The sequence below is a fragment of the Burkholderia sp. FL-7-2-10-S1-D7 genome (assembly GCF_001524185.1).
Classification (GTDB): domain Bacteria; phylum Pseudomonadota; class Gammaproteobacteria; order Burkholderiales; family Burkholderiaceae; genus Burkholderia; species Burkholderia diffusa.
This window is the reverse complement of the sequence record NZ_LOWY01000030.1, coordinates 13,941-36,275: the sequence shown is the minus strand read 5'-3', so window position 1 is coordinate 36,275 and position 22,335 is coordinate 13,941. Positions and strand designations below refer to the sequence as shown.

Here is a 22,335-nt window from a genome sequence, read left to right as displayed (position 1 = left end):
CTTACTCCGCTTCGGTGACGTTCAGCGGCGTGGACAGCGCGCTCTTGCGCAGCCCCGGATGCCGGTGCAGCTCGATGTATCCGGCCTCGGCGGCCGGCCCGCGCTTCATCAGTTTCATCATGTAGTAGATGCCCGTTCCGAACACCAGGAAATACACGACCACGAAGATCAGCAGCGACACGCCGACCTGCTGCGCGCTGAGCGGCGCGACCGAATCGACGGTGCGCAGCACGCCGTATACGGTCCACGGCTGCCGCCCGACCTCGGTCGTGATCCAGCCGGCCAGCAGCGCGACGATACCCGACGGCCCCATGCCCACCACGAACCACTGGAACCAGCGCGTCTCATACAGGCGCCCGCCCTTTCTCAGCAGCAGCCCGAGCAGCGCGGTCAGCAGCATCAGCATCCCGAGGCCCGCCATGATCCGGAACGTCCAGAACACGATTGGCGAATACGGGCGGTCCTGCGGCGGGAATTCCTTCAGCCCGCGGATTTCGCCATCCCAGCTGTGCGTGAGGATCAGGCTGCCGAGGTGCGGCACCTGGATCGAATAGCGCGTGGTTTCGGCCTGCATGTCGGGCAACCCGACGAGGTTCAGCGCGGTGCCGCCCTTCTCGGTTTCCCACAGCCCTTCGATCGCCGCAATCTTCGCCGGCTGGTATTCGCGCGTGTTCAACCCGTGCGCGTCGCCGGCGACGATCTGGATCGGCGCGAGCAGCAGCAGCATCCACAGCGCCATCGAGAAGCTGCGCTTCACGGGCTCGTCGCGGCGCCCCTTCAGCAGGTGCCACGCGCCGCACGCGGCGACGATGAAGCCCGCGACGATGAACGCCGCGATCGTCATGTGCACGAGACGGTACGGGAACGACGGATTGAACACGACCTTGAACCAGTCGACCGGCACGACGAGACCGTTCTCGATCTTGTAGCCCTGCGGCGTCTGCATGAAGCTGTTCGATGCCAGGATCCAGAACGTCGAGATCAGCGTGCCGACCGCGACCATCAGCGTCGCGAAGAAATGCGCGCGCGGGCTCACGCGCTGCCAGCCGAACAGCATCACGCCGAGGAAGCCGGCTTCGAGGAAGAACGCCGTCAGCACTTCATACGTGAGCAGCGGGCCCGTGATGTTGCCGGCGACGCGCGAGAAGCCCGCCCAGTTCGTGCCGAACTCGTACGCCATCACGACGCCGGAGACGACGCCCATCCCGAAGCCGATCGCGAATATCTTCGACCAGAACTGGAACATGGATTTGTAGGCGGCATCGCCGGTGACGAGATAGCGCCATTCCAGCACCGCGAGGAAGCTCGCCATGCCGATGCTGATTGCTGGAAACACGATATGGAACGACACCGTGAACGCGAATTGCAATCGGGCGAGATGGAACGCATCGAAGATTTCCATGACCGTAATGTGCTCGTGGTTGTGAGGACGTCAGATCGAAGCAGGAAGTCGCGCGACGGCTTCGCGACGGCACGTGCACACATGGACGGATCGCGGGGCACGGCAACGAAGCGTGAATGACGATATCGCGTTTGCGACAATACTCGCAATCGCGCGAACGTGCGCTGAAACTGTGCTTTGCCCGGGGCCGAAGATGTGTGCACGGAAAACCCGTTGCGGGGCCGCGAGGCCCTCAGCTGTGCTGCTTTCCGCACTGCGACGCCGTGCATCCGCGGCACGGCCGAACGCCCGTGCCATCGGCTCGCAGCCTGCCGGTGGCGAGCCGGCGCGACACCGCGCACCGCCCCAGCATGATTCGCGCCCATCGCTCGGCGCACACGCCGAGCGATCGCCCAGGAGAAAACAGCATGGAGCGCAGCGGCCGCCCCGACGATCCGGCCGGGAGCCGCGCGTATCCGTTACGCTTCATCGCGTCGGCGAAACACCAGGCACCGTCGATCGCGTCGTCGGCGAAACGCCGGTTGCACTCGTGTTCAACGGCATCGCGCACACGGCGATGATGGCGACGCCGATCGACCTCGACGCGTTCTGCATCGGCTTCGCGCCGATCTGAGCGCGGGCTTCGTGTTCCTGTCGAGCCGCGCGAGCGACGAGCGCGTGCGCCGCGCACCATCGACGCCAGCGGCGCGCTCGTCATCCGCTGCGATCCTGACGCTTCCTCGCGCAAGATTTCGGCGTTTCTGCTTTCAGTCGCCTTGTTTTTCGCATGCTCGTAACTCCTCGTCTGTTTCGATTGGCGTTCTGCCTATGCGGACGGCGCGCGCGGCGCCGATATCGCGCCTCCTCGACATAGCCCGAAAAACCGGGGCGACCGACCTCGACCGGTTCACCGCTGGATTTTCCACATACTGAAATCGCGCCGGTCGAACGAATGCCTCATCTGCGACCTGCGTACGCCCCATAGCGCCCCGATCCGCGGTCACGCTCTGCACCACGCCGCTACCCAATCCGCCGAATTCTTCCGCAAGCTTCGCCGCGACAGCACTCGTTTCCCGATGCGCCACGGTCAACTCTTATATAAGACATAAGACATTTGACGCCTGACCATATTGCGATTAGAATCCCGTCCAAGCAGTGAAGCAGTGTCCGGAACAGCAGCCTCGGCGTGCCTGGAAAGCCCTTCCCCTGAAACGCAATCTCAGCAGGTCCCCCCATGCTTGAAAACTTTCGTGCTCACGTGGCCGCCCGCGCCGCGCTCGGTATTCCTCCCCTGCCGCTGACGGCTCAGCAAACCGCCGAACTGGTGGAACTGCTGGCGAACCCGCCCGCAGGCGAAGAGCAGACGCTGCTCGACCTGATCACCCACCGCGTCCCCGCCGGCGTCGACGAAGCCGCGCGCGTGAAGGCCGGCTTCCTGGCCGCCGTCGCGAAGGGCGAGACGGCCTGCCCGCTGATCTCGCGCGAGCGCGCGACCGAACTGCTCGGCACGATGCTGGGCGGCTACAACATCCAGCCGCTGATCGAGCTGCTGTCCGATGAGGCAGTCGCGGCCGTCGCTGCCGACGCACTGAAGAAAACCCTGCTGATGTTCGACCAGTTCCATGACGTGAAGGAACTCGCCGACAAGGGCAACGCGCACGCGAAGGACGTGCTGCAGAGCTGGGCCGACGCCGAATGGTTCACGAGCCGTCCGGAAGTGCCGGAAAGCCTGACCATCACCGTGTTCAAGGTCACGGGCGAAACCAACACCGACGACCTGTCGCCGGCCCCGGACGCCACCACCCGCCCGGACATCCCGATGCACGCGCTGGCGATGCTGAAGAACGCGCGCCCCGGCATCACGCCGGAAGAAGACGGCAAGCGCGGCCCGGTCAAGTTCATCGAATCGCTAAAGGAAAAGGGGCATCTGGTCGCCTACGTGGGCGACGTGGTCGGCACCGGCTCCTCGCGCAAGTCGGCCACCAACTCGGTGCTGTGGTTCACCGGCCAGGACATCCCGTTCGTCCCGAACAAGCGTTTCGGCGGCGTGTGCCTCGGCGGCAAGATCGCCCCGATCTTCTACAACACGATGGAAGACGCCGGCGCACTGCCGATCGAGCTCGACGTGTCGCAGATGAACATGGGCGACGTGGTCGAACTGCGCCCGTACGAAGGCAAGGCGCTGAAAGACGGCAAAGTGATCGCCGAATTCCAGGTCAAGTCCGACGTGCTGTTCGACGAAGTGCGCGCCGGCGGCCGCATTCCGCTGATCATCGGCCGCGGCCTGACCGCGAAAGCGCGTGAAGCGCTCGGCCTCGCACCGTCGACGCTGTTCCGCCTGCCGCACCAGCCGGCCGACAGCGGCAAGGGCTTCTCGCTCGCGCAGAAGATGGTCGGCCGCGCATGCGGTCTGCCGGAAGGCCAGGGCGTGCGCCCGGGCACGTACTGCGAACCGAAGATGACCTCGGTCGGCTCGCAGGACACCACCGGCCCGATGACCCGCGACGAACTGAAGGATCTGGCCTGCCTCGGCTTCTCGGCCGACCTCGTGATGCAGTCGTTCTGCCACACCGCCGCTTATCCGAAGCCGGTCGACGTGAAGACGCACCAGACGCTGCCGAACTTCATCAGCACCCGTGGCGGTATCGCGCTGCGCCCGGGCGACGGCGTGATCCACTCGTGGCTGAACCGCATGCTGCTGCCCGACACCGTCGGCACCGGCGGCGACTCGCACACGCGCTTCCCGATCGGCATCAGCTTCCCGGCAGGCTCGGGCCTGGTCGCGTTCGCGGCCGCCACCGGCACGATGCCGCTGGACATGCCGGAATCGGTGCTGGTCCGCTTCAAGGGCAAGATGCAGCCCGGTGTCACGCTGCGCGACCTCGTCAACGCGATTCCGCTGTACGCGATCAAGCAGGGCATGCTGACGGTCGCCAAGCAAGGCAAGAAGAACATCTTCTCGGGCCGCATCCTCGAAATCGAAGGCCTGCCCGATCTGAAGGTCGAGCAAGCGTTCGAACTGTCGGACGCATCGGCCGAGCGTTCGGCCGCCGGTTGCACGGTGCACCTGAACAAGGAACCGATCATCGAGTACCTCAACAGCAACATCACGCTGCTGAAGTGGATGATCGCGCAGGGCTATCAGGATCCGCGCAGCCTGCAGCGCCGTATCGTGGCGATGGAGCAGTGGCTGGCCGACCCGCAACTGCTGTCGCCGGATGCCGACGCCGAATACGCGGCCGTCATCGAGATCGACCTGGCCGACATCCATGAACCGATCGTTGCGTGCCCGAACGATCCGGACGACGTGAAGACGCTGTCCGACGTCGCCGGTGCGAAGATCGACGAAGTGTTCATCGGTTCGTGCATGACCAACATCGGTCACTTCCGTGCCGCATCGAAGCTGCTGGAAGGCAAGCGCGACATCCCGGTCAAGCTGTGGGTCGCGCCGCCGACCAAGATGGACCAGAAGCAACTGACGGAAGAAGGTCATTACGGCGTGTTCGGCACGGCCGGCGCCCGCACCGAAATGCCGGGCTGCTCGCTGTGCATGGGCAACCAGGCGCAGGTGCGCGAAGGCGCGACGGTGATGTCGACGTCGACCCGCAACTTCCCGAACCGTCTGGGCAAGAACACGAACGTGTACCTCGGCTCGGCGGAACTGGCGGCAATCTGCTCGCGTCTGGGCAAGATCCCGACCAAGGAAGAGTACATGGCCGACATGGGCGTGCTCACCGCGAACGGCGACAAGATCTACCAGTACATGAACTTCGACCAGATCGAAGACTTCAAGGAAGTCGCCGACACCGTGCAGATCTAAGCACGCGGTCGCGCTACGGCGGGCTATGCCCGTCGTGGCGACACGAAATGGCGCCACGGGCTGAATGCCTGCGGCGCCATTTTTTTGTGCTGCCGGCATCGCGCATCGATGCGGCTCACGCGTCAGACCATCGTCCTCAGCCAGTCGCGCAGCGCCCACTGCGCGCTTCCGTCCTTCACGGGCGCCGGCGTCAGCAGACAATAGTGCGAGCCGTCCTCGACGAAACCCATCGGCGCGACCAGCACGCCGCTTTCGAGGTCATCGCGAACGAGATGCCACGGACCGATTGCGACACCCAGCCCCGCGACGGCCGCCTGAAGGCTGAAATAGAAATGGTCGAACACTTGCCCGCGCCCGCTGCCCGGCGGTCGATGCGCGGCCGCCGCCCATTCCTTCCACGCGTCCGGCCGTGTCCGAGCATGCAGCCGCGGCGCGCCGCGCTTCAGCGCGCGACCGTCCCGGCTGCCGGAAAACCACATGTCCACCTTGTCGGGCCGGCACACCGGCCCCACCCTTTCTGCAAACAGTTTCTCCGCGTGATAATCGTCGGGCCACGCAAAGTCGTTGCGGCGGATCGCCATGTCGATGCCGTGGTCGAACGAGAACGGGCCACCCGCCGCGGCGAGGTGGATGTCGACGCCCGGGTACATTGCCTGGAAGTTCGGCCAGCGCGGGATCAGCCAGCGCATCAGCAGCGTGGGTTCGCACGACAGCACCGAACGCTGCGCACGGGCCGCCTCGGTCCGCAATTCATGCGCGGTCTGCCTGATCAGATGCAGACCTTCATGGACGGCCTGCGCCAGCTTGCGGCCCGCATCGGTCAGGAACACACGGCGACTGCGCCGCTCGAACAACGCCACACCCAGATCGTCTTCGAGCAGGCGCACCGCGCGACTGACGGCGCCGTGCGTCACGTGCAGTTCATCGGCGGCGCGGCTGAAATGCTCATGGCGCGCCGCCGCCTCGAAGCAGCGCAGCGCCATCAGCGACGGCAGACTGGCGCGGACATTCTGTGACTCCAACTCACCATCTTGGTCAGAAATCATCGCTTTTCCTGGTGAACCGTGATCCCTAATATTGGCGCATCACGGTGAAAATCAAAAGGACGATGCAATGACCGAATGGATAGTCGTAGTCACCATCACTTTGCTCGCGGTCATCAGCCCGGGGCCCGATTTCGCGATGGTCACGCGCAACAGCCTGATGCTGTCGCGCCGGTCGGGCTTGCTCACCGCATGGGGGATCGGGCTGGGCGTGACGGTACACGTGAGCTATACGCTGCTCGGCGTAGGCCTGCTGATTCGTCAATCCTTGTGGCTCTTCAATACCGTCAAGCTCGTCGGCGCGATCTACCTGATCTACCTCGGCGCGAAGATGCTCACCACCAGGCCTGCGCGCGGACAGCCCGCGACGGCTGCCGCGCCGCTGTCCGATCTGGCGGCGCTGCGCACCGGTTTCCTTACCAATGCGCTGAATCCGAAAACCACCGTGTTCATCGTCAGCCTGTTCATGCAGGCCGTTCGCCCCGACACGCCATTGATCGTGCAGATCGGCTACGGCCTGTTCATCGCGCTGGCGCATGCGGGCTGGTTCAGCCTGGTGGCCGTCTGCTTCTCCGCCGCAGCCGTCCGCGATCGTTTGTTGTCCTTACGTCACTGGATCGACCGCACATTTGGCGTTCTGCTCGTCGGCTTCGGGATCTTGCTGGCCGTTGCGCGCGGCAGTCGCTGAGCATCACGCGATCGACCGGATCGACACATCTCGCGCGCGTGTCCGGGTTTCTGCGCGCGAGGGCCGGCCGATCGCCGCGCTCCGCCGTCCGCGCCGATGCGTGCGACGCGCACCGGCCTTCGCTTCATCGCACGCACGCGGCCGCGAGCTTCCCGACCGTAATCACCGCCTGCTCGATCTCCGGCGACCATGGGCTGCTGTAGTTCAGCCGGATGAAGTTCCGGTAGTTGTCGGTGATCGAGAACATGTAGCCGGGGCCGATCGTGATTCCCTGCTCCAGCGCGAGCTGATACAGCCGCATCGCGTCGACCTGCACCGGCAACTCGACCCACAGCACGTAGCCGCCGGCCGGGCTGGAGATGCGCGTGCCTTCAGGGAAGAATCGCGACACCATCGCGCGCATCAGGTTCGCCTGCTGCGCATACGCCTTGCGCAAGCGGCGCAGGTGATGCTCGTAGCTGTCGCGTTCGAGAAACTCGGCGATCGCGAGCTGCGGCAGCGACGGCGTGGCCAGCGTGTTCAGGAACTTCAGCTTCTCGACCTGATCGCGATACCTGCCCGGCAACGCCCAGCCGATCCGGTAAGCCGCCGTCAGGCTCTTCGAAAACGATGCGCAATGCAGCACGATCCCGTTGCGGTCGTAGGACTTCAGCGTGCTCGGATGCGACTCGCCGAAATACAGTTCGTTATACACACCGCTCTCGATGATCGGCAAGTCGACGCGGGTCGCGAATTCCACCAGTTCGCGCTTGCGCTCGTCGGGCATCTGGAAGCCCAGCGGATTCTGGAAATTCGGCATCACCATGCACGCGGCGATCGGCTGCGACTTTACGATCGCCGCCAGCGCGCCGATATCGATCCCGTATTCCGGATGCGTCGCGACCTCGATCGCCTTCATCCCCATCCGCTCGATCGCATGCAGCATCGCGTAGAACGTCGGCGACTCCACCGCGATCGTGTCACCCGGTTTCGCGACCGCCTGCAGGCACAGATTGATCGCCTCCGTCGCGCCGACCGTCACGATGATCTCGTTCGGATCGACCGACATGCCGTTTTCCGGGTAGCGCCGTGCGATCTGCCGTATCAGGCGCGGGTGGCCGGGCGGCAGCCCGTCGGTCACGCCCCACAGCGACTTGTCCCGGCCGGCCGCATACGCATAGCGGTTCAGCTTCTCGAACGGAAAGAGGCTCGGATCCGGATACGGCGAACCGAGCGGCACGGCGTCGTCGGTGCCGATCGAGCGCAACGTCGACAGCACGAGCCGGCTCATGTCGACCGACGACGAAATCGCGATCGGCTTCGACGGCCGCAGCTCGCGCACCGGCGCATGGTTGCCGTTGCGGCGCAGGTTCACGAAGTAGCCCGACTGCGGGCGGCTTTCCAGCAGCCCGCGGCTTTCGAGCAGCAGATACGCGTGCAGCACGGTCGTGATGCTGATCCGGTGCTGCTGGCTCGCCTGCCGCACCGACGGAATCCGGTCGCCGTGCCGGTACACGCTCTGTCGGATCAGGCGTTCAATGTCATCCGCGAGTTTTTCGTAGAGCTTCATCGCGTGCTCCCCGCCGCCCAGCGCATGCGCGCCGCCGCCTCGTGCACACCCGTTCCGTGCATGTGCTGCCTGCCGACCAGGCTGTCGTGATGCCTGATTGCTCCCTCGGATTTTGCCTTTTCCATCGCAGTGGCTCGCTGTTGAAGATGCGCCGGAAGGCCCGTGATGCCTGGGTCTGCGGCACTGTGCACTTGATGATGGAATCTTAAGAGCAGAACAGTTGGTGCGGGGTACACACATCGGATACGCACAGAAGAGTACAGTTCGGCGCGAATTCGCGACTTCAGCGTGAACTGTACGTCTTACGAATCTGGTGCGGGGAGCGGCGACCGGAGCGCAATACGACGTGACGCGCAGCGCCGTCGGCGCTGGCTGGTCATGCCCGACCGGCCTGACGGGAAAAGGTCGAGGCGGCCCGAGCTGCACCGCCATGAAAATGACACCAGAACGATGGGGCGTGCCGCACGGGCGGCGGCGAGCCGACGATGAAGGGTTCGGGACGAAATGCGGACGCTGCCCGGTCGCGCTGCGCGCTGCGGCGGTTCCCATGCGCCCGGCGCGGGCATCGACATCGGTCTGCCCGACACGGGGAGCGAGCGGGCAGCCTTCGCCGTTGCACGCGGTATCGTCGCTACCGTGGCCGATCCGCGCATCGCAATCCAGGTCGCACAGAAACTCGTCGACGACGGCGTGGTCGGCGTCATCGGCCACTACAACTCGGGCTGCAGCATCCCCGCGTCGGCCGTCTACAAGCAGGCGAACGTCGCGATGATCACGCCCGGCTCGACCAATCCGCAACTGACGATGCAGGGCTTCAAGAACGTGTTCCGCACGATGGGGCACGACGGCGTCGGCGGCGTGGTGGCCGGCCGCTTCGCGGTCGAGCAGCTGAAGGCGAAGCGGATCGGCATCATCGACGATCGCACCGCATTCGGCCAGGGGCTTGCCGACGCATTCGAGAAAGGCGTCAAGGACGCGCACGGCAGCATCGTCGGCCGCGAATACACGAACGACAAGGCCGTCGATTTCCGCGGCATCCTGACGACGATGAAGAACAACAACGTCGACCTGCTGTTCTTCGGCGGCCTCGACGAACAGGGCGCGATGCTCGTCAAGCAGATGCGCTCGCTCGGCATCCGCGCGCAGCTGTTCGGCACCGGCGCGTTGAAAAGCAATGCGTTCCTGAAGATCGCCGGCAGCGCGGGCGAAGGCACGCAGGATCTCGAGCCGGGCCCGGCGCTCGACAAGCTGCCGTCCGCGATCGCGTTCGCGCAGCGCTACAAGGCGCGCTTCAACCAGGACGTCGAGCTGTATGCACCGTTCGCGTACGATGCGGCGCTCGCCATGATCGCGGCCGTTCACAAGGCCGATTCGGTCGACCGCGGCAAGATCGTCGCGAGCCTGCCGGGTGTGTCGGTCACGGGCGTGACGGGGAAGATCTCGTTCGACGAACGCGGCGACCTGATCAAGCCGCCCTACACGCTGTTCCGCGTCGAACAGGGGCAGTGGCACAGCATCCGCACGGTCGGCGGCGCGTCGAACTGATCGGCGCCGGGCAGCCCGGCAGCGGGCGGCGTCATCGCGCCGCCTGCTGCCGCTGCACTTCCTGTGCCTTCATCTGCAGGTACGCGCCACGCTCGACTTCGTGCAGTTGCTTCGGATACTGCTCGGTCTCGTCGAACCAGCGCGCAAGGCGCTGGTCGAGCGGCTTGTCGAGCGTCGCGAGATACGTGTCGATCGCGAGGTAGTAGCGCATCGTGTTGCGCTCCAGCAATCCGCGCACGCCGCCGATGTACTGCGGCTGCGTCGCCGATGCGCCGCTGGCTGCCGTGAACCCGACCTTGTCGCTGCCGACCGTCGCGAGGTAGGTCTTCATCGCCATGCGGCCGACGGCGCCGAAGCCGTACGAATACGTCAGGTGCAGAAACGTGCGCGACGCGCCGACCGGCACGGCCTCCAGCGCGATCCGGTAGTCCTTCGTGCCCATCGGGCCGCTGTCGGCAGTCAGGTCGACCTGAAAATAGTCAGGCGTCGCGGCGGCCACGCGGTAGCGGAACTGCACGCGATAGGTATCAGACAGCTTCTGCTCGATCTTGCGGCCGAGGTTCACGTCGAGCACCGGGCCGTCGCTGCCGGTCGACGCGTGACAGTACTTCGTGTTCAGGTGCAGGATCAGCACCGCGCACCAGTTCGCGGGGCCCTGCGCGGGATCGTTGAGCTTGCCGTTCACGACGGCAAACGGATAGTCGACGACCGCATAGATGTCGCCCTTCAGCGACGACGACGCCTCCAACGATTCGAGGTACAGCGGCCGGTGAAACGCATTGTCCTTCAGTTGCGCACCGAGGCTGTGGTAACGGTCGAGCAGCGCCGCCGCGCCGGCAGCGCCGAACGACAGCGCGCACCAGCCGAGGCACAGGGCTGCGACGAGCGCGTGCCATGCGCGGCGCGCATATCGCGGTGCTTGCGGATGTTCGGATGTCTCCATTCTTGTGCTCCAGCAGGGGGGCGCGGCGGTCGCGCACATGGTTCACAGAATACGCCGACCGCTATCGACCCCGCTTCACCGGCACCGGCAGTTGCGCAGCAGTGATCCGGATCAGCGTCGACAGCCATTCGCGGTCGTCCCAGCGCTCGCCCCCGATGAGGAGATGCGGCTTCGCCGTCGGATACGGTGGCGCTTCGTCGCAGGTGCCGAGAAACGCACGCCCTTCAGGCGTCGGCTTGACGAACAACCGGTCGTCGCACACCAGCGCGACCATCTTGCCGTCGCAGTAGATGCCGTACTCGCCGAACATCTTGCGCGCCGACACGGTACCCGCTGCAGCCATCTGCTCGACGACGAAATCGACGGTTCCCTGACTCGATGCCATCCATCCGCTCCGTTGCTGAATAACCCTTCTGACCGTCACCGACGCGGTGTCGTTCCGTTCAGATCGCGCGCGCCCGGCTCATTTGTCAGCCGAAAACGCACTCGACATCTGCCGTGCCCGCTTCACATCGTCACCGTGCAGATAGATCGACGTCGTCGAGATCGACGCATGCCGCAGGTTGTCCCGCACCGTCGTCAGCTCCGCGCCGCGCGCGAGCGCATGCGTCGCATGCGTATGACGCATCCAGTGCGGGCTCGCCTGGCGCAGCTTCTGCGCGAGCGACGGGTTGTCGTCATCGACGAGCGCGGCCGTCTGCGCGAAGAAACGCTGCATCACCTTCCACAGCCGCACGCTCGAAATTCCGGCCGCCCCGTCTTCCGCGAGGCTCGGAATCAGCGGCGTATCGGGCCGCCAGCGCACCGGCGTCACCGGCAGCCGCCGCGCGACCAGATAACGATCGAGCGCCGTGCGCGCGAGCGGCGGCAGCGCGACACGCGCGGCCTTGCTGCCCTTGCCGATCACCTTCAGCCACGCGTCGCCGTGCGCGTCCGTTTCGATGTCGCCAAGCGTCGCGCCGACCAGTTCGCTCGCGCGCAGCCCGGTCGCATAGCCGAAATCGAGGATGAAGCGCAGCCTTTGCGCGGCGGCCGGCGTCCAGCCGGACTGCGGTGCGCCGGACGGCTTGCCCTTGCGAAACTCGAGCCCGTCCGCGATCGTGCGCACGAGCAGCCACTCGCCTTCGGTGAACGCATGCGACGTGTCCAGCGCATTCGCCCCGCGCGTATCGCGCACCTTGACGCCCGCGAACGGATTCGCGAGCAGATAGCGCTGCTCGATCAGCCAGCGGAACAGCGCGCCGAGGACCGATAGCGTGTACGCGGCCGAACGCGCGGACAATCCGCCCGAAAACGGCCGCCAGTCCGGCGCGCCGCGCGGCCGCACCGGGCCGATCCAGCGTTCGTGCGGCGTCGGGTTGCGCAGGAATGCGCGATACGCAACCGCATCCTCGGTGGTCAGCGACGACAGCGCGCGCCCGCGCTCGACGATCGCCCACAGGATCAGCCGCTCGGCCTCCTTCCGGTACGCGCGGCGCGTCGCGGCCGATTCGTGCAGCGACAGCCACGCGTGCACGGCCGCGTAATCGTTGTCCGCGTCGAGCGTGCTGGTCGCGCGCGGCGCGCGGAACGTGCCGGCCGACCCGTCGACCTCGTGCGGCAACTTCAGGTGCTCCCACGGCACGATGGCACTGCGCGGCGTCGCCGCGATCAGCGCCCGCGCCCGCTCGGTCAAGTCGGGATGCGCGGAAAAGAACGCCTCGATGTGGCGCGCGCTCGCCACGCCAAGCCCCGTTATTGCGCGCCACCACTGGCGCCGCCGCGGAATCCGCACGGTCAGGTCGGCCAGCGTCGCGATCCCGTGTGCGCGCAGCGCGACGACTGCGCGTGCGGGCAGCCACAAACCAACGTCGTCGCTGATCTGCGGCACCGGCGTTCGCGCATGGCGCAGCAGGTCGATCGCATCGGTCGCGGCCTTCGCCATCTGACTGCGCGCGCTGTCGGCATGACCCAGTTGCTCCGCGAGATCGGGCCGCCCTGCCTGCCGCGCGACACGCACGAGACGGCGACGAATCCCGCCGATCACGCCGCGCGCCGAGCGCCCTTCGCCGAGCCGATCGGGCAGGTAGCGCTCGACGGCCTGCCGCACGGTCATGCCCGCGTACCACGCGCGCAGCGCGGCCAGTTCGTCCGCGTCGGGAAAGCCCGCGGGCGCAGGGGTGGAATCAGAGGAAGGCGATAAGGCGAGGCGCGGTGTCATGGGCGCCAGTTTGACAGAACTGCGGACGCTCGAAAACGCCTGGCGTGCTGCAAGATGCGTGCGCGCTGCCGCAGGCTACCGGCATCGCGCAGCAACGCTCAGCCCGTCACAGGTGTGCGCCGCACCTCGGACAGATAGATCAGGATCAGCGACACCCACACGATCCCGTACAAGAACATGAAGCAGGTCGTGCGCACGCGCAGCAGGTCGAGCAGCAGGCCGAACAGGATCGGCAGCAGGAAGCCGCCGAGCCCGCCCGCGAGGCCGACGATGCCCGTGACGACGCCCATGTTGTCCGGGAAATCGTCGGCGACATACTTGAAGGTTGACGCCATCCCGAACGCGAACACCGCGCCGAGCACGAAGGTCAGCGCGACGAAGCCTGCCACCGGCATCGACAGGTTCAGCGACGCGGTGCCGTCGATCGTGTGAATCACGAAGTCGGTCGCCGGATACGACAGCAGGAACAGGCAGATCCACGCGATCCACAGTCCCCACCAGGTGACCGCATGCGCGCCGAAGCGGTCGGACAGCGCGCCGCCGAGCGCACGCAGCACGGAGCCCGGCAGCGAGAAGCCGGCTGCGAACGCGGACGCCATCACGAGCGACATCCCGTATTCGCTCTTCAGGTACTGCGGGATCCACAGCGAGAGCGCCGTGAAGCCGCCGAACGTGATCGAATAGTACTGGCAGAGCCGCCACACGCGCGGATCGCGCAACACCTTGAACGCATCGAGCATCGATCCGCCCCGTTTGCCTGCCCCTGGATCGGGTGCCGACGCGAACCAGAAGATCACGGCCGTGACGAGCAATGCAACTGCATAGACGCGCGGCACGAAGCGCCATCCATATGCGGACAGCAGCAGCGGCGTGACGAACAGGTTGACCGCCGCGCCGCACGTGCCCGCACCGAACACGCCCATCGCAAGCCCACGCCGCTTCGGCGGGAAAAAGCGCGCGACGTACGGCGTGCCGACCGCGAACGACGCGCCGACGCAGCCGAGGAACAGCCCGATCACGAGGAACTGCCACAGCTGCGTCGCATAGCTGACGATGTAGACGGGAATCGCGCACACGACGAGCAGCACCGTCATCACGATCCGGCCGCCGAAGCGGTCGGTCCACGTGCCCAGCGGCAAGCGCATCAGCGCGCCGGTCAGCACGGGCGTCGACGTGAGCAGCCCGAATTCCGTGCTGTTCAGCCCGAGATCGGTGCGCAGTTGCACCCCGAGCACGCCGAACATCATCCACACGACGAAACACACCATGAACGCAAGCGTACTCGCGGCCAGCACCGACCATGCGCGCAGCGGAACGGCCTGCGTGTCCGCGGCCAGGCGGGCGTTACCTTGTTGAATTGCCATACGCAAAACCTCGTTTCATTGGACGAGCGGGCCGTTCGCGCCGTCGAAGGTCACGCCTTCGACCCGCGCGCCGCCCGCGAGTATCGCCACGTACTGCCGTATCGCCCGCTGCCGCACGCGTTCCGACAGGTACGCGGCGATCTGGCCGGCGGCCTCGTCGAACGGCACCACGTCGCCAGGCACGCGGCGCTCGATGCGCACGATGTGGAAGCCGAAGCGGGTATTGACGAGTTTCGGCAGCACGCCGAGCCCGTCCGTATCGAACAGCGCAGCCTCGAATTCCGGCACGGTGTCGCCGCGCAGGAGCTGCCCGAGGCTGCCGCCGACTTGTGCCGACGGACAATTCGAAGACGCGCGCGCGACCGCTTCGAACGTGTCGGGCGCGGCCACCACGTCGGCGAGCGCACGTTCCGCGCGCTGCCGCAGCGGTGCGAGCGGCACGCGGTCGGTCACCGCGAACAGCACGTGGCTCGCATACACGATGTCGCCGCGGCGAAAACGCGTCGGATGCTGCCCGTAGTAGCGCTCGCAATCGGCGCGATCGGGTTCGGGCACGTGAGTCAGCTCGCGCTCGAGCAACGCATCGACCGCTGCGTCGTCGAGCGGTGTGTTTTCATCGATCAGCCCGAGCGATACCGCGCGCTGACGCAGCAGTTCGCGCACCGCGAGCGCATGCCGTGCCGCGTCGAGCGGATCGGGTGCATCGCCGTGATGCTCGGCCTCGGCCGCAACAGCTGCGTCGTCGATCGCAACACCGTTGATCGCCAGCGGCGCGGTCGCGACTTCAGAGAGAACGTCGTTCATGTGGCCTCCTCAGCGCTTGCGCACGAGCTGGTACGGGCGGATCAGGTACGCGACCGACGCGATGCCGCTCCAGATGTGCACCATCCGCGTGAACGGCGACATGAGGAAGATCGTGAAGCCCAGCAGGATATGCAGCCGGTACGTCAGCGGCACGCCGACCAGCAGGCTCGCGATGTCCGGCCGGAACGTGACGACGCCCTTCACGTAGTCGGTGAGCTGCTCGAACATCACGCCGTCCATGTGGCGCGTCGACAGCACGACGGTGCCGAGCCCGAGCGCGAGTTGCACCCACAGCATCAGCACGATCAGGATGTCGGACTGGCGGCTGTTCTTGCGGATGCGCGGGTCGCCGAGGCGGCGCCAGATCAGGATCGTCAGCCCGATGATCGCCGCGACGCCGGCCGCACCGCCCGCCACCATCGCGACGAGCTGGTGCCCGGACGCCGACAGGAACGGCGACACAAGCCAGTGCGGTGCGAGGAAGCCGCCGAAGTGCCCGAGCACGACGACCAGCACGCCCCAGTGGAACAGGTTGCTGCCGAGCCGTAGCATCCCGTGGCGCAGCAGCTGCGACGAATCGCTCTTCCACGTGTACTGTTCGCGGTCGAAGCGGATCAGGCTGCCGACCAGCAGCACTGCGAGACAGATGTACGGGTAGATCCCGAACAGGAACTGATGCAAATAAGCGTTCATGTCTTTCCCCAGTTGAGTCCGCGCTTATGCGCCGCAGGCCGGCCGCTTGTCGTGGAACCGCACCGTCTGCTCGGCCGGCGTTGCCGCGCCGACGAAGCGCACCGCCTCGTCCGTATACGACGCGTCGAGCGCGCGGTAATCGTCGGCACTCGGCCGCTCGCCTGCGACGTCGTCGTCCGCGGCCGCCGGTGCGTCGACCGACGCGAGGCCGGCCATCGGCAGCAGCGCGCCGACAACGAAGCTGTAATGGCTGCCGCGCCGCGCGAGTTGGCCGGCCAACGCGCGCAGGATCTCGCCGGTCTCGCCGAGCAGGTTGCGCGCATCGGTCGCCGGCAGACGCGACAGGTATTCGAGGAACACGGGCAGGTAGTCGGGCAGTTCGCCCGGATTCAACGTCAACCCGTGCCGCTCGTACATCTGCAGCAGGTCGACCATCGCCTGCCCGCGGTCGCGCGACTCGCCGTGCACGTGCTCGAACAGGTGCAGCGACGTCGCGCGGCCGCGATCGAACAGCGCGACGTAGTTCTCCTGCAGCGTCAGCAAGTCACGCTCGCGCAGGTAGGCGAAGAAGCGGTCGAGGCCCGCGCGCACCGCCTTCGGCACGCGCGCGCATTCGCGCAGATGGGCTTCGATCGAGTCGAGCACGTCGACGAGCGCATCGTCGGGATAGTCAAGCAGCGCAGCGAACGCCGCGTAGGTCGGATCGGGTGCGGTGCTCATCGGGACGCCTCGTGGATCGGAATGGTTTTCGTGCCCTTCTTCGGACTGAACAGGCTGCCCTCCGAACGGCCGTCGGAACAGCCGTTGCCGAACGAGAAGCCGCACGACGCGCGCAGGTCGTATGCGTTCTCCGCATACTCGCGGTGCGTCGTCGGGATCACGAAGCGATCCTCGTAGTTCGCGATCGCGAGATAGCGGTACATCTCCTCGACCTGCGCGAGCGACAGGCCGACCTGGTCGAGCACGCCGCGCGCGTCGACGCCGTCCACGTGGCGCGCGCGCATGAACGCGCGCATCGCGAGCAGCCGTTCGAGCGCGAGCTTCACGGGCGCCTCGTCGCCGGCCGTCAACAGGTTCGCGAGATAGCGCAGCGGGATGCGCAGCGATTCGACGTCTGGCAGATAGCCGTTCATCCCGAGCGCGCCGCTGTTTGCGGCTGAGTTGATCGGCGACAGCGGCGGCACGTACCACACCATCGGCAGCGTCCGGTATTCCGGATGCAGCGGGAACGCGATCTTCCAGTCGATCGCCATCTTGTAGGTCGGCGAGCGCCGCGCGGCATCGAGCCACGCGGCCGGCACGCCGTCGCGCTCGGCCTGCGCGATCACGGCCGGGTCCTCCGGATCGAGGAACAGCGACAGCTGCGCTTCGTACAGGTCCTTCTCGTTCTCGGCGCTCGCGGCTTCACTGATCCTGTCGGCGTCGTACAGCAGCACGCCGAGGTAGCGGATGCGGCCCACGCAGGTTTCCGAACACACCGTCGGCTGGCCGGCCTCGATGCGCGGATAGCAGAAGATGCACTTCTCGGCCTTGCCGCTATGCCAGTTGTAGTAGATCTTCTTGTACGGGCAGCCCGACACGCACATGCGCCACCCGCGGCACTTGTCCTGGTCGATCAGCACGATGCCGTCTTCCTCGCGCTTGTAGATCGAACCCGACGGGCACGACGCGACGCACGCCGGATTCAGGCAGTGCTCGCAGAGGCGCGGCAGGTACATCATGAAGGTGTTCTCGAACTGCCCGTAGATCTCCTTCTGCACCGACTCGAAGTTGTAGTCCTTAGCGCGCTTCTCGAACTCGCCGCCGAGGATTTCCTCCCAGTTCGGACCCCACTCGATCTTTTCGAGCCGCTGGCCGCTGATCAGCGAGCGCGGCCGCGCGACAGGCATCGCGCGCGTGTTGCCCGCCTCCTGAAGATGGCCGTAGTCGAATGTGAACGGCTCGTAGTAATCGTCGATCTCGGGCAGGTGCGGGTTCGCGAAAATCTGCGCGAGCAGCCGCCACTTGCCGCCCATACGCGGCTCGATCCGGCCGTCCGCACGGCGCTGCCAGCCGCCGCGCCAGCGGTCCTGATTCTCCCAGTCCTTCGGATAGCCGATGCCCGGCTTCGTCTCGACGTTGTTGAACCACGCGTACTCCATCCCTTCGCGGCTGGTCCACACGTTCTTGCAGGTCACCGAGCAGGTATGGCACCCGATGCACTTGTCGAGGTTCAGCACCATCGCGATCTGTGCGCGTACCTTCATGACGTTTCTCCATCCCGTACGGCCTGTGTGGTCGGGTCGACCGCGGTTTCCTCGCCGTCGAGCCAGTCGATCTTGCTCATTCTGCGCACGATCAGGAACTCGTCGCGATTCGAGCCGACCGTGCCGTAATAGTTGAAGCCGTACGACAGCTGCGCGTAGCCGCCGATCATGTGAGTCGGCTTCAGCGCGATGCGCGTGACCGAGTTGTGAATGCCGCCGCGCGTGCCGGTGATCTCGGAGCCCGGCGTGTTCACGATCTTTTCCTGCGCGTGGTACATCATCACCATCCCGGACGGAATCCGCTGGCTCACGACCGCCCGCGCGCACAATGCACCGTTCGAGTTGTAGCACTCGATCCAGTCGTTATCGACCGCGCCGATCGCTTTCGCGTCGTCCTCCGACATCCACACGATCGGCCCGCCGCGCGACAGCGTGAGCATCAGCAGGTTGTCCGTGTACGTGCTGTGGATCCCCCACTTCTGGTGCGGCGTCAGGAAGTTGAGCACGCGCTCGGGGTTGCCGTTCGAGCGCTTGCCGACCATGTGCGCATAGCTGCCCGTGTCGATCGGCGGCTTGTATACGCACAGCGACTCGCCGAACGCGCGCATCCACGCGTGATCCTGGTACAGCTGCTGACGGCCCGTCAGCGTGCGCCACGGCACCAGCTCATGCACGTTCACGTAGCCGGCGTTGTACGACACGTGCTCGGATTCGATCCCGCTCCACGTCGGCGACGAGATGATCTTGCGCGGTTGCGCCTGGATGTCGCGGAAACGGATCTTCTCGTCCGCGCGCGCGGCGGCCAGGTGCGTGTGGTCGATGCCGGTGATGCCAGACAATGCGCGCCACGCCTTCACCGCGACTTCGCCGTTGGTCTCCGGCGCGAGCGCGACAATCACCTCCGCGGCGTCGAGCGCGGTGTCGATGCGCGGGCGCCCCTGCGTGGCGCCGCCGGCGACCCGGTAATTCAGCTGGCCGAGCAGCTTCACTTCGTCCTTCGTGTCCCAGCCGATGCCCTTGCCCGCGTTGCCGAGCTTGTCCATCAGCGGGCCGAGCGACGTGAAGCGTGCATAGGTATTCGGATAATCGCGCTCGACCGCGATCACCGAAGGCATCGTGCGGCCCGGCACCGGCTCGCATTCGCCGCGCTTCCAGTCCTGCACGTCGAACGGCTGCGCGAGTTCGCCCGGCGTATCGTGCGCGATCGGCGCGAGGACGACGTCGCGTTCGACGCCGAGATGCCCGTCGCACAGCTCGGAGAATCGCTTCGCGATCCCCTTGAAGATTTCCCAGTCGCTCTTCGATTCCCATGCGGGATCGACCGCTGCCGACAGCGGATGGATGAACGGATGCATGTCGGACGTGTTCATGTCGTCCTTCTCGTACCACGTCGCGGTCGGCAGCACGACGTCCGAATACATGCAGGTGGTCGACATCCGGAAGTCGAGCGTGACGAGCAGGTCGAGCTTGCCGCGCGGCGCTTCGTCGTGCCACTTCACTTCCTCCGGACGCGCGCCGCCCGTCGCGCCGAGGTCTTCACCCTGCACGCCGTTGGTCGTGCCGAGCAGGTGCTTCAGGAAATACTCGTGGCCCTTGCCCGACGAACCGAGCAGGTTCGAGCGCCACACGAACAGGTTGCGCGGGAAGTTGTCGGGGGAATCCGGGTCCTCGCACGCCATCCGCAGCATTCCGGCTTTCAGGTGCCGCGCGACCTCGGCGCCGGCCTGCGCGGGGTCGCCCAGACTCGCACCGACCTTCAGCGGATTCACCGCGAGCTGCGGCGCGGACGGCAGCCAGCCCATCCGTTCGGCGCGCACGTTGTAGTCGATCGGCGAACCGTGGAACTGCGTCTTGTCCGCGAGCGGGGACAGCAGCGCGCCCGGGTCCATCGTGTCGTAGCGCCACTGATCGGTGTGCGCGTAGAAGAACGACGTCGCGTTCATGTGCCGCGGCGGCCGGTTCCAGTCGAGCGCGAACGCGAGCGCGGTCCAGCCCGTCTGCGGACGCAGCTTCTCCTGGCCCACGTAGTGCGACCAGCCACCGCCCGGCTTGCCGACGCAGCCGCACATGATCAGCATATTGATGATCGCGCGGTACGACATGTCCATGTGGAACCAGTGGTTGATCCCCGCGCCGATGATCACCATCGACTTGCCTTGCGTCTTGTGCGCGTTCTCCGCGAACTGCCGCGCGACCGAAATCACGTCCGCGCGCTTCACGCCCGTGATCGTTTCCTGCCAGGCGGGTGTGTACGGAAGATCGTCGTCGTAGCTCGCGGCCACGTCGCGCCCGCCCAGCCCCTGGTCGAGCCCGTAGTTCGCGACGAACAGGTCGTAGACGGTCGCGACCAGCATCTCGCCGTCGCGCGTCGCGACGCGCCGCACGCCGATCCGGCGAGACAGCTCGGAGCCGTGCTGCGTCGAGTTGAAATGCACGTGGAGCTGGTTGCCGAAGTACGGGAACAGCACGTCGACCACGTCGTCGTGCCCGGCCGTGCAGGACAGCCGTGGTGACAGCGCCGCACCCTTCGACGTCTCGCCTCGCAGGTTCCACTTGCCCTTGTCGCTCGATCCTTCCTTGGCCTGCTGCCCCCAGCGGAAACCGATCGAGCCCACCGGCACGACAAATTCGCCGGTCGCGTCGTCGATCATCACGGTCTTCCAGTCCGGATGTGCAGCCTCGTCGAGCGCGTCGTCGAAATCGGACGCGCGCACGAGGCGCTCGGGCACGTAGCCATCGCCGTGCGGCACGAGGCGCACGAGCGCCGGCATGTCTGTATAGCGCTTGCAGTAGTCGATGAAATAGTCGCTCTTGCCTGCGAGGTGGAACTCCTTCAGGATCACGTGACCCATCGCGAGCGCGAGCGCCGCGTCGGTGCCCTGCTTCGGATGCAGCCACAGATCACCGAACTTCGCGCCTTCCGAGTAGTCGGGGAACACCGACACGACCTTCGTGCCGCGATAGCGCGCCTCGACGAGGAAGTGCGCATCGGGCGTGCGGGTCTGCGGGACGTTGGAGCCCCACATCATGATGAACGTCGAGTTGTACCAGTCGGCCGATTCCGGCACGTCGGTCTGCTCGCCCCAGGTCTGCGGCGACGCGGGCGGCAGGTCGCAATACCAGTCGTAGAAGCTCAGGCACACGCCGCCGATCAGCGACAGGTAGCGCGAGCCCGCCGCGTACGACACCATCGACATCGCCGGAATTGGCGAGAAGCCGACCACGCGATCGGGCCCGTGCCGCTCGACCGTGTAAACGTTTGCGGCCGCAACGATCTCATTGACCTCGTCCCAGCTCGCGCGTACGAAACCGCCGAGCCCGCGCCGGCTCTGGTAGGAACGCCGCGCGTCGTCGTCCTCGACGATCGAGCGCCATGCGTCGACCGGCGCGAGCGTGTGGCGGCGTTCGCGCCACAGCTTCACCAGCGCACTGCGCACCATCGGATGCTTGAGACGGTTCGCGCTATACAGATACCAGGAGTACGAAGCGCCGCGCGAGCAGCCGCGCGGTTCGTGGTTCGGCATGTCGGGGCGCGTGCGGGGGTAGTCGGTCTGCTGCGTTTCCCAGGTGACGATCCCGCCTTTCACATAGACCTTCCAGGAGCACGAACCCGTGCAGTTCACCCCATGGGTCGAACGGACGATCTTGTCGTGCTGCCAGCGCAGCCGATAGCCGTCTTCCCATTTGCGGTCCTCGTCCGTGACGGCGCCGTGTCCGTCGGAGAATGTTGGCCTTGTGGTGGAGAAATAACGCAATCTATCCAGGAAATGGCTCATGGGGATCTCGTTTTTCCGGTCTTTTCGCAGACCCTGAGTATTTAAGGAGGTGATATTCCGGATGTAAAGGACGATCGGCATTCGGCTCGTGGCGTCCGGTTCCATCCCTTGCGTCCGGATCGAATGAATTCTCTTTCGGATCGACATATCACGATTTGATACAAATCACGATATCGCTCCCCCCATACGCATCGGTATTAAATGGGGATCGATTCAGGAGCACTAATGGCATGCTCGGCACCGGACCTTCGCACCACGCGTTCGTCCATCGCGGCCACTCGTA

At 65.9% G+C, this 22,335-nt stretch carries 14 protein-coding genes and 2 pseudogenes; 4 read left to right on the top strand and 12 right to left on the bottom strand.

The window, feature by feature from the left end; all coding sequences use genetic code 11:
- Position 1: 1 nt before the first annotated feature.
- Positions 2–1,402, bottom strand: coding sequence for a cytochrome ubiquinol oxidase subunit I (locus WS75_RS13300; protein ID WP_059605895.1), 1,401 nt, complete (start codon positions 1,400–1,402; stop codon positions 2–4).
- A gap of 407 nt (positions 1,403–1,809) precedes the next feature.
- Between WS75_RS13300 and WS75_RS34540 the strand changes: the two are divergent.
- Positions 1,810–2,006 (top strand): annotated as a pseudogene (locus tag WS75_RS34540) (formate dehydrogenase accessory sulfurtransferase FdhD); the annotation flags it as partial.
- A gap of 609 nt (positions 2,007–2,615) precedes the next feature.
- Positions 2,616–5,201 carry a bifunctional aconitate hydratase 2/2-methylisocitrate dehydratase gene (gene acnB / locus WS75_RS13295; protein WP_059680863.1) on the top strand — a complete coding sequence of 862 codons (2,586 nt, stop codon included), beginning with the start codon at positions 2,616–2,618 and terminating at the stop codon, positions 5,199–5,201.
- A 122-nt stretch (positions 5,202–5,323) separates the two neighbouring features.
- Here the strand turns inward: acnB and WS75_RS13290 are convergent, their stop codons facing one another.
- The gene (locus tag WS75_RS13290; RefSeq protein WP_059680862.1) at positions 5,324–6,247 is read right to left on the bottom strand and encodes a LysR family transcriptional regulator; all 924 of its coding nucleotides are present in this window, start codon (positions 6,245–6,247) and stop codon (positions 5,324–5,326) included.
- 67 nt (positions 6,248–6,314) lie between these two features.
- On the opposite strand from WS75_RS13290, the gene WS75_RS13285 reads away from it, so the two are divergent.
- Entirely contained in the window at positions 6,315–6,932 is a 618-nt protein-coding gene (locus WS75_RS13285) for a LysE family translocator (protein ID WP_059680861.1), read from the top strand.
- A 124-nt stretch (positions 6,933–7,056) separates the two neighbouring features.
- On the opposite strand, the gene WS75_RS13280 is transcribed toward WS75_RS13285, so the two are convergent.
- Positions 7,057–8,481, bottom strand: a complete 1,425-nt coding sequence (locus WS75_RS13280; protein ID WP_059680860.1) for an aminotransferase-like domain-containing protein — start codon at positions 8,479–8,481, stop codon at positions 7,057–7,059.
- Positions 8,482–9,120: 639 nt separating this feature from the next.
- Here WS75_RS13280 and WS75_RS13275 point away from each other — a divergent pair.
- Positions 9,121–10,026: pseudogene (locus WS75_RS13275) on the top strand (branched-chain amino acid ABC transporter substrate-binding protein); the annotation flags it as partial.
- Positions 10,027–10,057: 31 nt separating this feature from the next.
- Here WS75_RS13275 and WS75_RS13270 read toward each other — a convergent pair.
- The 9 genes from WS75_RS13270 to WS75_RS13230 all read right to left on the bottom strand — a co-directional run bounded on the left by WS75_RS13270 (position 10,058) and on the right by WS75_RS13230 (position 22,052).
- On the bottom strand, positions 10,058–10,969 hold the full coding sequence (locus WS75_RS13270; RefSeq protein WP_059680859.1) for a hypothetical protein: 912 nt from the start codon (positions 10,967–10,969) through the stop codon (positions 10,058–10,060).
- Positions 10,970–11,030: 61 nt separating this feature from the next.
- Complete coding sequence (locus WS75_RS13265) at positions 11,031–11,354, bottom strand: TfoX/Sxy family protein (protein ID WP_059680858.1); 324 nt, start codon at positions 11,352–11,354, stop codon at positions 11,031–11,033.
- Positions 11,355–11,432: 78 nt separating this feature from the next.
- Positions 11,433–13,169, bottom strand: a complete 1,737-nt coding sequence (locus WS75_RS13260; RefSeq protein WP_059680857.1) for a site-specific integrase — start codon at positions 13,167–13,169, stop codon at positions 11,433–11,435.
- 98 nt (positions 13,170–13,267) lie between these two features.
- A complete protein-coding gene (locus WS75_RS13255) occupies positions 13,268–14,533 on the bottom strand; it encodes an MFS transporter (protein ID WP_059680856.1) in 1,266 nt (421 codons plus the stop codon).
- Between the two features lie 15 nt (positions 14,534–14,548).
- A complete protein-coding gene (locus WS75_RS13250; RefSeq protein WP_059680855.1) occupies positions 14,549–15,337 on the bottom strand; it encodes a peptidylprolyl isomerase in 789 nt (262 codons plus the stop codon).
- Between the two features lie 9 nt (positions 15,338–15,346).
- Positions 15,347–16,030: a respiratory nitrate reductase subunit gamma gene (gene narI, locus WS75_RS13245; RefSeq protein WP_059680854.1), complete on the bottom strand. Its 684-nt coding sequence runs from the start codon at positions 16,028–16,030 to the stop codon at positions 15,347–15,349.
- A 24-nt stretch (positions 16,031–16,054) separates the two neighbouring features.
- Complete coding sequence (gene narJ / locus WS75_RS13240) at positions 16,055–16,750, bottom strand: nitrate reductase molybdenum cofactor assembly chaperone (protein ID WP_059680853.1); 696 nt, start codon at positions 16,748–16,750, stop codon at positions 16,055–16,057.
- Positions 16,747–18,276, bottom strand: a complete 1,530-nt coding sequence (narH, locus tag WS75_RS13235) for a nitrate reductase subunit beta (protein WP_059680852.1) — start codon at positions 18,274–18,276, stop codon at positions 16,747–16,749. The genes narJ and narH overlap by 4 nt, the downstream gene beginning before the upstream one ends.
- Positions 18,273–22,052, bottom strand: a complete 3,780-nt coding sequence (locus tag WS75_RS13230; protein WP_059680851.1) for a nitrate reductase subunit alpha — start codon at positions 22,050–22,052, stop codon at positions 18,273–18,275. Before WS75_RS13230 ends, narH begins: the two co-directional genes overlap by 4 nt.
- Positions 22,053–22,335: the final 283 nt, after the last annotated feature.

Bases quoted from the DNA above. Each gene is read 5' to 3' on its own strand.
- WS75_RS13300 (WP_059605895.1), bottom strand. From the start codon at position 1,402: ATGGAAATCTTCGATGCGTTCCATCTCGCCCGATTGCAATTCGCGTTC.
- acnB (WP_059680863.1), top strand. From the start codon at position 2,616: ATGCTTGAAAACTTTCGTGCTCACGTGGCCGCCCGCGCCGCGCTCGGT.
- WS75_RS13290 (WP_059680862.1), bottom strand. From the start codon at position 6,247: ATGATTTCTGACCAAGATGGTGAGTTGGAGTCACAGAATGTCCGCGCC.
- WS75_RS13285 (WP_059680861.1), top strand. From the start codon at position 6,315: ATGACCGAATGGATAGTCGTAGTCACCATCACTTTGCTCGCGGTCATC.
- WS75_RS13280 (WP_059680860.1), bottom strand. From the start codon at position 8,481: ATGAAGCTCTACGAAAAACTCGCGGATGACATTGAACGCCTGATCCGA.
- WS75_RS13270 (WP_059680859.1), bottom strand. From the start codon at position 10,969: ATGGAGACATCCGAACATCCGCAAGCACCGCGATATGCGCGCCGCGCA.
- WS75_RS13265 (WP_059680858.1), bottom strand. From the start codon at position 11,354: ATGGCATCGAGTCAGGGAACCGTCGATTTCGTCGTCGAGCAGATGGCT.
- WS75_RS13260 (WP_059680857.1), bottom strand. From the start codon at position 13,169: ATGACACCGCGCCTCGCCTTATCGCCTTCCTCTGATTCCACCCCTGCG.
- WS75_RS13255 (WP_059680856.1), bottom strand. From the start codon at position 14,533: ATGGCAATTCAACAAGGTAACGCCCGCCTGGCCGCGGACACGCAGGCC.
- WS75_RS13250 (WP_059680855.1), bottom strand. From the start codon at position 15,337: ATGAACGACGTTCTCTCTGAAGTCGCGACCGCGCCGCTGGCGATCAAC.
- narI (WP_059680854.1), bottom strand. From the start codon at position 16,030: ATGAACGCTTATTTGCATCAGTTCCTGTTCGGGATCTACCCGTACATC.
- narJ (WP_059680853.1), bottom strand. From the start codon at position 16,750: ATGAGCACCGCACCCGATCCGACCTACGCGGCGTTCGCTGCGCTGCTT.
- narH (WP_059680852.1), bottom strand. From the start codon at position 18,276: ATGAAGGTACGCGCACAGATCGCGATGGTGCTGAACCTCGACAAGTGC.
- WS75_RS13230 (WP_059680851.1), bottom strand. From the start codon at position 22,052: ATGAGCCATTTCCTGGATAGATTGCGTTATTTCTCCACCACAAGGCCA.